This is a genomic window from Limnothrix sp. FACHB-1083 (assembly GCF_014696485.1).
Taxonomy (GTDB): Bacteria; Cyanobacteriota; Cyanobacteriia; order CACIAM-69d; family CACIAM-69d; genus CACIAM-69d.
In genome coordinates, this window is record NZ_JACJQD010000009.1 from 96,816 (window position 1) to 108,776 (window position 11,961).

At 53.1% G+C, this 11,961-nt stretch carries 12 protein-coding genes; 8 read left to right on the forward strand and 4 right to left on the reverse strand.

What is annotated here, in order from left to right:
- Nucleotides 1-28 precede the first annotated feature (28 nt).
- Entirely contained in the window at nt 29-1,234 is a 1,206-nt protein-coding gene (pgk, locus tag H6F46_RS12795) for a phosphoglycerate kinase (protein WP_099533198.1), read from the forward strand.
- 289 nt (nt 1,235-1,523) lie between these two features.
- Nucleotides 1,524-2,570 (forward strand): UDP-3-O-(3-hydroxymyristoyl)glucosamine N-acyltransferase, encoded by a 1,047-nt coding sequence (gene lpxD / locus H6F46_RS12800; protein WP_190355083.1) that lies wholly within the window; start codon nt 1,524-1,526, stop codon nt 2,568-2,570.
- Nucleotides 2,571-2,646: 76 nt separating this feature from the next.
- Here the strand turns inward: lpxD and H6F46_RS12805 are convergent, their stop codons facing one another.
- The 3 genes from H6F46_RS12805 to H6F46_RS12820 form a co-directional block, all read right to left on the reverse strand.
- A complete protein-coding gene (locus H6F46_RS12805; protein ID WP_099533196.1) occupies nt 2,647-2,853 on the reverse strand; it encodes a hypothetical protein in 207 nt (68 codons plus the stop codon).
- A gap of 371 nt (nt 2,854-3,224) precedes the next feature.
- Entirely contained in the window at nt 3,225-3,746 is a 522-nt protein-coding gene (locus H6F46_RS12815) for an SRPBCC family protein (RefSeq protein WP_099533195.1), read from the reverse strand.
- A gap of 304 nt (nt 3,747-4,050) precedes the next feature.
- Complete coding sequence (locus H6F46_RS12820) at nt 4,051-4,674, reverse strand: thioredoxin family protein (protein ID WP_190355084.1); 624 nt, start codon at nt 4,672-4,674, stop codon at nt 4,051-4,053.
- 560 nt (nt 4,675-5,234) lie between these two features.
- Here H6F46_RS12820 and H6F46_RS12825 point away from each other — a divergent pair.
- The 6 genes from H6F46_RS12825 to H6F46_RS12850 all read left to right on the forward strand — a co-directional run bounded on the left by H6F46_RS12825 (nt 5,235) and on the right by H6F46_RS12850 (nt 9,838).
- The gene (locus tag H6F46_RS12825) at nt 5,235-5,639 is read left to right on the forward strand and encodes an NIL domain-containing protein (protein WP_099533193.1); all 405 of its coding nucleotides are present in this window, start codon (nt 5,235-5,237) and stop codon (nt 5,637-5,639) included.
- Nucleotides 5,640-5,748: 109 nt separating this feature from the next.
- The gene (locus tag H6F46_RS12830) at nt 5,749-6,207 is read left to right on the forward strand and encodes a hypothetical protein (protein WP_190355085.1); all 459 of its coding nucleotides are present in this window, start codon (nt 5,749-5,751) and stop codon (nt 6,205-6,207) included.
- Nucleotides 6,208-6,320: 113 nt separating this feature from the next.
- On the forward strand, nt 6,321-6,893 hold the full coding sequence (cobU, locus tag H6F46_RS12835; RefSeq protein WP_190355086.1) for a bifunctional adenosylcobinamide kinase/adenosylcobinamide-phosphate guanylyltransferase: 573 nt from the start codon (nt 6,321-6,323) through the stop codon (nt 6,891-6,893).
- Between the two features lie 448 nt (nt 6,894-7,341).
- On the forward strand, nt 7,342-7,866 hold the full coding sequence (locus H6F46_RS12840; RefSeq protein WP_190355087.1) for a hypothetical protein: 525 nt from the start codon (nt 7,342-7,344) through the stop codon (nt 7,864-7,866).
- 352 nt (nt 7,867-8,218) lie between these two features.
- Entirely contained in the window at nt 8,219-8,455 is a 237-nt protein-coding gene (gene rpmB / locus H6F46_RS12845; protein WP_099533188.1) for a 50S ribosomal protein L28, read from the forward strand.
- A gap of 225 nt (nt 8,456-8,680) precedes the next feature.
- Entirely contained in the window at nt 8,681-9,838 is a 1,158-nt protein-coding gene (locus H6F46_RS12850; protein ID WP_190355088.1) for an FAD-dependent oxidoreductase, read from the forward strand.
- A 38-nt stretch (nt 9,839-9,876) separates the two neighbouring features.
- Here H6F46_RS12850 and H6F46_RS12855 read toward each other — a convergent pair whose 3' ends face one another.
- The gene (locus H6F46_RS12855) at nt 9,877-11,835 is read right to left on the reverse strand and encodes a hypothetical protein (protein WP_190355089.1); all 1,959 of its coding nucleotides are present in this window, start codon (nt 11,833-11,835) and stop codon (nt 9,877-9,879) included.
- Nucleotides 11,836-11,961 lie beyond the last annotated feature (126 nt).

Below are 11,961 nucleotides of genomic sequence, written 5' to 3' on the forward strand. Positions count from 1 at the left end.
CGAGACGCATTGAAAGGAGGTTTTTATCGTGTCAAAGAAAACTGTAGCAAATTTGTCGGCGGCTGATGTAGCTGGCAAGCGCGTCCTTGTGCGCGTTGATTTCAACGTACCTCTCGACGATGCTGGCAAAATCACCGACGACACCCGGGTTCGGGCCGCCCTGCCCACAATCCAAGACCTGACCGGCAAAGGCGCGAAGGTCATCCTGGCCAGCCACTTCGGCCGTCCTAAGGGTAAGGTTGTTGATTCGATGCGTCTCACGCCCGTGGCCGTGCGCCTGTCGGAACTGCTGGGCAAACCGGTAGTTAAAACCGACGACTGCATTGGCGACGAGGCAGCAGCAACGGTTGCAGCCATGAACGATGGCGATGTGGTGCTGCTGGAAAACGTGCGGTTCTACGCGGAAGAGGAAGCAAACGATCCTGAGTTCTCGAAGAAGCTGGCTTCACTGGCTGATTTGTACGTGAACGATGCGTTCGGTACGGCTCACCGGGCCCATGCCTCCACCGAAGGCGTGACCAAGTTCCTCAGCCCCTCCGTTGCGGGTTACCTGATCGAAAAGGAACTGCAATACCTGCAAGCGGCGATCGAAAGCCCCAAGCGCCCTCTAGCGGCAATTGTGGGTGGCTCGAAGGTATCGAGCAAAATCACCGTGATCGAAACCCTGCTGGACAAGGTGGACAAGCTGTTCATCGGCGGCGGCATGATCTTCACCTTCTACAAAGCACGCGGCTTGTCCGTGGGCAAGTCGTTGGTGGAAGACGACAAGCTGGATCTGGCCTCCGCTCTGGAAGCGAAAGCCAAGGACAAGGGCGTGGAACTGTTGTTGCCGACCGATGTGGTGTTGGCTGATAACTTTGCGCCCGATGCCAACAGCCAAACCGTCAGCGTGGATGCCATTCCCGATGGCTGGATGGGTCTGGACATTGGCCCCGACTCGGTGGCGGCGTTCCAAAAGGCGCTGGCAACCTGCCAATCGGTGATCTGGAACGGGCCCATGGGCGTGTTCGAGTTCGACAAGTTCGCGGCTGGCACCAAGGCGATCGCGGAAACCTTGGCGACCCTGACTCCGAAGGGCGTGACCACAATTATTGGTGGTGGCGACTCGGTGGCAGCGGTGGAAAAGGTGGGTGTGGCTGACCAAATGAGCCACATTTCGACCGGTGGCGGTGCAAGCTTGGAGTTGCTGGAAGGCAAAGTACTGCCCGGGATTGCGGCATTGGATGAAGCCTAAATCTCAGGCTAGGATCCATTAACCGCTGAAGATTGCGGGAATCCCTGAAGATCGCAGGAACAAGGGGCTTAAGCCCCTTGCCTTGCAATCCTCATCCCTTGCCTTGCAATCTTCATATGGACTCTGGGGGCACACCATCGTTGCAATCCTCCTGCGGGAGAGCACGACGGTGCGTCCCCAACCGGGTTTCCGCTTTCCTGCTTGGGGTTTTTGGAATGACTCTTGAGTTTGAATAACTTGAGTCTGAATAACTTAAGTTTGAATAGATTTAAGCCGTTAAGTTTGAGCCATGAAATTTAGCGAATTATTAAAGCAGTTAGAAAAGCTGAGCGATCGCCCCTTCGATCAATTTTCCTTGGCGGATGATCCTGAACTGACAACGATCGCCCCGATCGCCCAGGCCCAGGGCGGTCAGTTGACCTATTTGGAAGGCGATAAATTTGCGGACTGCTTGGAAAGCACCCGAGCCGCCGTGATTTTGCCCAACCGTCCTGAGCTAATTAGCCAAGCTCGCGAGCTGGGGTTGGCCTGGGTGGCGGTGCAAGATCCCAAAATGCTATTTGCCGTGGCGGTGCGGCTGTTCTATCAACCCTTTAAACCCAAGCCGGGGATTCACCCCAGCGCCTGGATTGATCCGACTGTGCAACTGGGTCAGGAGGTGTCGATCGGGCCCCATGTGGCGATTTATGAGGGGGTGACGATCGGGGATCGGGTTTGCCTGATGGCCAATGTGGTGATTTATGGGGGTGCGTCGATCGGGGCCGATTCCTGGCTCCATGCCAACTGCACCATCCACGAGCGATCGATCATTGGGCAACATTGCATCATCCACAGTGGCGCAGTCATTGGCGATGAAGGATTTGGCTTTGTGCCAACGGCCCAAGGCTGGCAAAAGCTGGATCAAACCGGGCGCGTTGTGCTCGAAGACGGTGTGGATGTGGGAGTCAACAGCACGATCGATCGGCCAGCTATGGGCGAAACCCGCATTGGCCGGGGCACAAAGCTTGACAACATGGTTCACATTGGCCATGGCTGCCAACTGGGCGAAGGCTGCGCGATCGCGGCCCAAGCGGGCTTGGCAGGGGGCGTGGAATTGGGCAAAGGGGTGATTCTGGCCGGGCAAGTGGGCGTGGCCAACAACGTCAAAATGGGCGATCGGGCGATCGCCTCCTCCAAGTCCGGTTTGCACAGTGACGTACCGGCCGGTGAGATTGTCTCCGGCTACCCAGCCATTTCCAACAGTCAATGGCTCAAAACTTCTGCCATCTATCGCCGCTTGCCCGAAATGCACAAGCTGCTGCGACAGATTCAATCCCACTTGGGCCTCAAGGACTAGAGGGAAAGGCTAGATGATTGGGAGCAGTCTTCAGTGAAATTTCTTCAGTGAAATTTCCTATTCCGTCGGCCCACAATCAATCACCCCAAGCTTCCGTATTCAGAGGACGAATTAGACGGCTTTGAATCAAATGTTCAACGGCCCGCTCGATCGCGTCCAGCGCATAGCCCGTGTTCACTTGAATCAAATCCAACGTGGCTGCAAAACCCTTTCGATCGCACTGTTGAATAACACGTAAAACATCCTGCTCGATGGATGTTAGCTCCTGGGGAGCAAGGTGCATTGAAGATGCTCTAGACATACCAAACCCTCCGACAACGTAGCAGTTCGGTGGCAGATCTGTGGCGAGGAACTGGTATTTTCACCGACTCCATGGAGACCAATCCAGGAATTTATCTAGAAATTCATCCAGGAATCAACTCAGGAATTTATCCAGGAATTCATCCAGAAATCAAAAAAGTCGGTGAATGAACCCATGGCAAAATGAATCGACTATGGTGCTCATCCAAGAAAAAACCAGAACGAAGGAAAGCCCACCTGAAAAAGCCACAGGAAAAGAGACTATCCTTCTGAACTCTACTGTCTTTTAGAGAGCTTGACGGCGATTTCCGGACAATGTTCTATTTTGGTTACGTAATTTTACGTAGGACAGTGCTATCGCCCCGATCGCAGGTGGTAGACTTCCTCGGCCACGCGCTTCAGGCGACGGAGCTGGGCTTGCATGTCGCCTTGCACCCACCCGGCCGCCACCCGATCGAACCCCCAGCGAACAAGGGGATTGGGGATCACGAACTCAAACCGATTGATTAACTGAGTGCCGGATCCATCGGGAATACATTCCCAAGAGTCGCGCCCCACAAAAAAGCCAGAAAAAGCCCAAACAATTTTGCCAGGCGATCGCTCTGCCACCGTGCATTGCAACGCCGGTTCCAGCAGGGGAATTTGCAACACAAATCGGGTGCGATCGCCCAAATCAGTTCCCCAGCGATCGCCCACGGGATCACAGCGCAGGGCTGGGTTCAGCCACCGATGCATCAGCTCGCGATCGGTAAAGCACCACTCAACCGCCGTGGCACTAGCCTGAATCGCGATCGACTGTTCATAAACTCGCGGCACAACCGATTTACCTTGGCCACGAGCCAGTTGAGTTCGAGTTGTAAAAAGACGGGAAGACATGCCAGGGGCCAAGGAAAAGTAAAAATGGGCGGCTGTATTTCTAGAAGTTTCTAGAAGTTGCTAGAGGGATTGAGGGACTTCTAGACCTGTGGGGGTGTTTGAAACGTACCTTTTGGCATGGGCCAAGCACGAATCGTCATGGGGGCAAGGGGCTTAAGCCCCTTGTCTGCGTTGATCACTGGGGCGCACAGAGGATCAACTTGGGAGGGTCAATTTGGGCTGTTCAGACATCCTCTGTTCAGACATTCTCTGGGGTTTTCGAGACTGCTGAGCATGACCAACATTCACGGCCGGTTCCCCCGTCCTAATTGGCAACTGACGCACCATGACTGCGAGGATCCGTTGCCGCCGATTTTTGGGCCGCGTCTCCAGACAACGGAGCATCAAACTCGGAGGTTTGACCTTCGTTTACCTTCGCATAGGGCAAGATGGCGGTTCCATCAGCCAAGGCCGCCAAATTCGCCGCCATGATTGATTTCGGCTGCTCCCCGATCGCCTGGGCCAACTCCTGACCCTGGGCATTCAAAAAGACAAAGTGCGGAATTCCATCCACTCGATAGCTCAGAATTTCGGGTAGCCATTTGGTGTTATCCACATTCAGCATCGAGAAATTGACCCGATCGCCATAGTCCTGCTTCAACTCCCGCAAATCATTCGCCATGGCCTGGCAACTGGTACACCAATCTGCATAGAACTCCAGCACCGTCGGCCTGCCATTGACGATCGCCTGATCCAACGGCACAGAATCACGCGCCAGCCGTTCCAGAATGTTGCTGTTGGGTTCCGTGCGTAGCCCTAAAAACAACACCACCCCCAACAACGCCGCCACAATGGCCACCACCAAATTTGGCAGACGACTACCGGCCGCGGCAGCTCCGGGGATCACGGTTGAGGGCTGGGAAGTCGGTTCAGGAGAAAGCTGGCTCATGGCAGAATGGCAAGACAAGAGGGCAAAGCGGAATGGCGGCTCAGTTCTGGTGCTAGGCTAGCGATACAGTCCTCAAGAGCCAAGGACGATCGGGCCCGAACTTTTTTTGGTTATTCGTTTTTGGTTCCCCGTGGCTGGTGCTCCAGAATTTTCGGCGCAGGTTGGGCCGATCGCCCAAATCTCGCAACTCCGAAACCAACGGGATCGCCCCCACGACCCCAATCACGACCGCTTTCGGTAATTGGCGCTTCGGTCAGTGTTCTAGGGTTAACAGTATTCTGCAAAGGCTATTTTGATTGTAACAACTTCGTTACATGTCTTCATAGGCTTGTTGAATCGCCGCTGGATGGGCCGCTCGCTATTTAGGATTTAGGGGGGCATTGGTCGGTGAAGGCTCGATCGGCCTGTCCGCCGGCCCGAGCGCTGTGGTTTTCCCTATATTGATCTGAATCGATCTGAACTAATCTGAACCAATTTGAACTAAGCCGAATTAACCTAAGTTGACCTGAATTGACCCGATTGCCCTGGTTCCCCCGATCGTTCGCTGGCGGTGATTTGTTTTGAAAAAGCGCGTCACACTCACCTTTCCGAAACATGCGGTGCAAATGCCAATCACCTATCGATTGGCGAAAGAATTTAATGTGGCTGCCAACATCATTCGAGCGCAAGTGGCCCCCGATCGCGTTGGAAAATTAGTCGTTGAACTCATTGGCGACATTGACCAAATGGACGCGGCCATGGAGTGGATGGAATCCCTCGATATTGATGTTTCTTCTGCCAATCGAGAAATCTCGATCGATGAAGCAAGCTGTGTCCATTGCGGTCTTTGTACGGGGGTTTGTCCCACGGGGGCGTTGTCGCTGCACCCAGAAACTTTCCGCCTAGAATTTGCTCGATCGCGCTGTGTAGTTTGCGAGCAATGTGTTCCCACCTGCCCGGTTCAAGCCATTTCCACTAGCTTTTAACTTCTCCGATTTCCTAAAATTCATTAGCCTCTCAATTACGCATTGATTTTCCCGGGAAATTGCCTTTTTTACAGACAAAACCTTGTAGTTGAAGAGGAAACAAGGTTCCATGCGCTTATACAACAACTACACCGGACTATCGCTATTCATCCTGGCGTTGGTTTACTTAGCCTTGAGTTGGGTGGCGTTGCTGGCTGTGCCCCGGCCCCCCTCGCTGGTAGAGGTGGCGGGAGTGGCTTTGTTGGTGGCCGTGGCTTTGGCGGCCCTGTTTACCTTTAAGTTGCCTTGGCCAGAGTTTGGGCGTTTTTCTTGGTTTCAAACGGCCACCAAGTCTTTCGGGGGCGCAATTTTGGCAGCGATGGGCGTGGTGATTGTGCTGTCGCGGTTGGACATTACAACGGATGTGATGTTGTTGTTGGCGGCGGAATTTTTGGCCAAGGTGGAATTGCGGGTGGCGGGCCGATCGCGCTGGCAATCGTTTTGGCAAATGTTGGCGGCCAGTGCTGTGGGCATCGGGAGCGCGATCGGGCTGGCCCCTTGGTTTTTGATGTCGCGGGTCAGCGAGTAGCTCATTCACCGAATGCTTTACTGAGCAGTTTGTTGAGCAATTCATTGAGCAATTTACTGGGCAATTAACCGGGCAAAGCCCCCTGAGTAACCCCTATTGGGCAACCCATCATCATGACTCAGCCTCAGACTTCAGAATCGGGATGGTCACGGGTGGTGCTGGTGACGGGGCCGGCGCGATCGGGCAAGAGTGAGTGGGCGGAACGGTTGGCCGCGGCCTCGGGGCGATCGGTCATCTATGTGGCTACCTCGTACTTGGATCCCCAGGATCAAGAGTGGGCCGATCGTGTGGCCCAACACCGCCAGCGCCGCCCGGAAACTTGGCAAAATTGGGAAGTGCCGCTGGAGCTGGCCGCAGCCCTGGGTCAAGCACCCGCCGATAGTTGTTTGTTGGTGGATTCACTGGGAACTTGGGTGGCCAACTGGCTCGATCGCCCCGATCCCGAATGGCAACAAACCTGTGAATCGCTGTTGGCCACCTGTGCTGCCTTGCCAGCCATGTGTATTTTTGTGGCCGAAGAAACGGGCTGGGGTGTGGTTCCGGCCTTCCCCGCTGGTCGCCTGTTTCGCGATCGCCTCGGCAAACTCGTGCGGGAATTGGGCAGTCGATCCGATGCCTGTTATTTGGTCACAGCGGGCTTTGCAGTGAATTTACGGGCGATCGGTCAATCCTTAACAACTGGATAAAAACTGTTTAATTTCCTTAAATATTGTCCAAAAATTGTCCAAAACTTTAATCTAAGCTCAAGATTCTTTGTCGGTGACTCCTCTAACCTTAGCTTAGGATCGAAAGCAGGATAGTTAGTAACTCAATTTTCCATTCAAGCTTTTCGGTTAACCTGTTTTCATGCGAGCTGTTCACTCAGGTTTCCCCCAATTATTTCTTTAGACGTTTCTCCGAATACCCTCCAGATATTTCCCTAGGCAGTCTCCCAGTTATTGTCTTAATCCAGAAGCTGGCGCTTGGGAAATGAACCCGCAATCTGGAGTTTTAGTTTGCTTTTTAAAGCCAGTTTTGAACTGATTTTTAGTCAAGTTTCTCAACCTGGTTTTGTTTAGCGAAGCTAGCTCTAATCCCAAATCCTGGCCATCAGTGCTTTAACCTTTGGCCCTCGCCCCCGGACTCCACACCAAAATGGCTCCTGAAGAACGCGTCAAACAATATCTTGCTCTTTGGTTGCAGTTGGGTAAGCAAGTGGTGTGCGGTCACGACGATCGCTTGCTCGGGACTCGCCGCACCATTGACGGTGAAGCTTACTCCGCAGAATTTGAGCAACTTTGGCGGCAAATTCTCGAAAAACCCCAGATGTATCACCTGGCGGGCACGGTCTGTTCCATGAAAGATTTATTGTCGGGACATTGGAGCTTGCTGCCCTGCGCGCGGTGTAGTTTGCTCTATCCCATCAATGACAGCTACTTGGAAGCGGGGCCCTGTCCCTGTCAGGATTTGGCCTCTTGGCCCGATGATGGGCCGCCGCCACGGGGGCCCGTCTGTGTGCAGGATTATTTGGATCAAATTCGGCTACGGCTGTCTCGCCAAAAGTTGATCCCCACACCGCCCAACGAGGAAACGACCGGGGGCGAGGCTCGCGAGTCAGATATTTGTAGTTTGCATGGGGGCGGCTTGCATGGGGGGCGATCGGAACATTCCCTGCCCTAGGAGGGGTTGATCTGAGCTACAGACTGCTGACCAGAGACTGCTAATCACTAGGCGATCGATCGGGTCGATCGGCATTGGTCTTAAGGGCGGAATGGGCTTCTGGCGGGCTGGGCTGTCCGGGTTGGGTTGCCATCTGGGTTATACTGATCAATCGCGCTCTCAATCGGTCATCGATCGCCCGCTGAAGGATCGCCCGCCTAAGCCGACCGTCATGGCCGATGCTGCCAACGGGCCATTGCCTGGAGAGGCATCTTTTGGGTTGGAGTTGTGGTGAATCTTATCCTGATCGCTTGATGGGCCGGGATCAACACAACCGCTAAGTTTTACCTTTTCGTCCTGCTTGGAGAACGTCATGTCCCGTGTTTGCCAACTGACCGGCAAAAAGGCGAACAACGCCTACGCCATTTCCCACTCGCACCGCCGCACCAAAAAGCTCCAAGAAGTTAACCTGCAATGGAAGCGAATTTGGTGGCCCCAAGGTAATCGTTGGGTGCGGTTGCGTCTTTCGACCAAAGCTCTGAAAACCCTGAACACCAAGGGTCTGCAAGCATTTGCTAAGGAAGCTGGCATTGATTTGAATAAGTGCTAATTCTGAATTAAGTGCTAATCCCATACAAAAATTCAGCACTGAAAATTCAGCACTGAGCTGTTTAATTAATCCCGCCCAATTTGTCCTATGTGGCAGCTTTTGTTGGGTGGGTTTTTTTATCTTTTATTCTTTTATTTCTTATCTTTTATTTTTCATTGTGGAATCTAGAAAATCTAGGAAATCTAGAAAATCTAGGAAATTTAGCGAATTTGGGGATTTTGAAAGTTGCCACAGTCAGCCCAATCCTTGGTTTTGTTGGGGGGCGGCCACAGCCACGCGATCGCTCTGCGACGGTTGATCCAAAAACCCCTGCCCAGCGGCGCGATCGACTCGGTGACCCTGATCAGCGAAGCACCCCAAGCACCTTACTCGGGCATGGTTCCCGGCCACGTGGCGGGGGTCTATGGCCGGGAAGACTGTTTTATTGATTTGCGGGCCCTGTGCGATCGGGCGGGGGTGGCGTTGCGGGTCGATCGCGCTGTGGGGTTGAATTTGGGCGATCGACAAGTGCAACTAGCCAGCGGAGAGACGGTTGAATTTCGCTGGCTCTCGGTTAATTTGGGCAGCACGCCCCTGGTTCCCCCGGGTGTTCAACCTCTTCTGGGGCGATCGATTATTGCCGCGAAGCCGATCCAAGCCCTGTTGGCCAACTGGGATGCGCTATTGTCGGCCTTGCCCCAATGGGGATCCAGGCCGCTGCGGTTGGTGGTGGTGGGGGGCGGCGCGGGTGGTGTTGAGCTAGCCTTGGCGGCCCAGCGACGTTTGCAACCCCTGGTGGGCGATCGCCTGTCGATTACTTTGATTCAGCGAGAGGCAAAACTCCTGCCCCATTTGGCCCCGGCAGTGGGCGATCGAGTGGCCCAGGTGCTGCAAACCCAGGGAATTGAGCTGGTTTTGAGTGAAACCATCACCCACGCCACCCTTGTAGGCACAGATACCCAGTTGCGGGCCGCCTCGGGGCAACTGTTTTGGGGCGATCGGGTGCTGTGGGCCACCCAAGCCGCAGCGGCCCCTTGGTTGGCGGCCACCGGCCTCGCCACGGATCCCCAGGGATTCATTGCGGTTAATCGCTATCTGCAATCCTGCTCCCATCCCCAGGTCTTTGCGGCGGGAGATGTGGCGACGATGGTGGAACAGCCACGCCCCAAAGCCGGCGTGTTTGCGGTGCGTCAAGGCCGCCCCCTGGCTGACAACTTGCGAGCAGCCATTTTGGGCCAACCGCTGAAACCTTTCAAAGCCCAAAAGCAATTTCTCAGCCTTATTAACTTAGCCAATGGCCAGGCGATCGCTACCCGTGGCCGTTGGGCTTTTACGGGGGCTTGGGCTTGGGTTTGGAAAGACTATCTCGATCGGAAATTTATGCGGCAATTTCAACGGCTTTAAAGGCAGTATTTTCAGAGTTTCCATCCCAATTCTCAAAATTAGCTATCCCGTAAACATTGCGCATCTAACAACACCCAGGTTTGATCTTGCAACACTGCACAATCACTCATGAGGGATTGCACGAGAGGTGTTTGTCCCTGCCTCAGGGTTTGCAGCGCTGGTTCACTAGCCTCTGGATATTGCTCTAGCCAAGAATCTTTGAGGTAATTTTCTGAAAAAGCGGCTCGATCGATCAGCCAAAATGAGATGTGATATCGGGCCAGAAAGAATTTCACAGATTGGGCATGGGTGCTGTATTGGGCTTCAATGGTTCGTAAAATTCGTTCCCGAAACAGACGGTAATATCCCAAGTGGTAGGGCACGGCATATTCTTTGCCCGTGAGGATTGAACGTCCGGCAAAGGTGGGAATATCATCCCCAATACTGCTCAGGGAAGCAATTTTGATATCCGTTGGTTGCCCCTGAAGGAATTGATAGAGCTTGACGGCACGACCCGTTTGGTAACTATTTGCTGGGAAAGTGGGAACCAACAGCGGATATCCCAACACCAGCACAATTAAAATCATGCTGAAGCTTCTGGAAAGATAGACTTTCCAGCGAAGGGATTTCGGTTTTGGTCGAATGGCTTGCGAAATTGGGGCATTGAAAAGCGGGGGCAAGGAATAAACCGCAGAAGAATCAAAATTTGGAATTAATCGCCCGGCCCAGCGCTGGAGAGCTTCCCAAACAATCACAAGGCTAATGGCCGCCGCGATCGCGATTATGATTCGGAAGCTGTGCCCCGTGTAGCGACTGGGCAAGTGGAGCCGAAATAGCAATCCATGGGCCAACAAAAACCACCCGATCGAAGCCAAGCCCAATTGCCATAAATTGTTGACCTCCGGCGTAATTCGGTGACCGAGGGGAAATCGCGCTTGAATACCTTTGAGCTGCGAAAGAGAAAGTTGAAAAAGAGGTAAAGCAAAGCCAAAAATTAAAGTGACTGGCGTAAGGAGCGATCGGGGAATGAGATTAGTGCCACGACCGAAAAACCAGTAATCAATCCAGTCACGATCAAAAATATTCGTGCGTCCTCCATCCAGAAATTCCGGCATGGTGCGGGCAATTTTTTCAGAAACCACCGGCCCAAAATCCTGCCCTAAAAAGAGCACCGGCAACAGCACCAGAAACAGGCTGCCCAAAGCACCAATATATAAAAATAGTTGTTGGCGTTCCGCATCAATGAGGCGGCTTTGAATTGCCAAAACTAGATCTGATTTCTGTAATGCCAAGTCTTCTGCCACTTTCAAGTCCGAAGGATTGCGAATTGTCCAAGCGGCTGACAACCAGGCGCGTTCCAGCTTTTGATAGCCCACCCAAGCAAGTTTCAGCGAGATTAAACCGCCAGAAACCAAGGCATAGGTTGGACAAATTAACCCCTGAAGGGCAATGGAACTCCACAACAGTTGAGGCGACTTGCGAGCTAATCCATCCAAAACTGCTAAAAAGAGCGGAAAAGCAAAAGCACGCGACGTACCAGAAACTAGGTCATCTTTTAGCCAAAGACTTTGGTTGAGCAAGACGGTTGCTAAAAAACCAGCTACCGGAACTGGGAAAATGGCAAAAGTGACCCGATAGGTAAAGAAGGTGATGATCAGTCCAAGAATGGGCGGCAGAAGTTTATTAAAAATTAGGGGATTGATTTGGAAGAAAGCGGCCAGTTGATAGAGTTTGGTGTAGCCGATCGGGGCGATCGATTCAAAATAATCGGCAATCAGATCATTGTGAAAAAGGCTAGGATTTAAAAATCGCTGCATCCAAAACACATGCTGGCGAGCATCATCTTGCACCACAAATTCACCGCTGAATCCTTGATGCAGAGACAGGCCACCGTAGAGCGCCGCGATCGCGAGACTCCACAACAAGGGCCAGGGCGATCGCCCCGATCGATCAAAACAAATTTGCATGAGGCGATCGCGCCAGTTCCGCCCTTGGGAATGGTTTACGGAATTGCTCACGGCATCAACCCAAATTGATTTTTTGATAGCTTGTCAATTGATCGATCGCCAGTTGATTGGTAACCGATCATCAATGGACAAGTAATATGATTCTACTGAATTTTCAGAGAACCTAGCTCAGCAAGA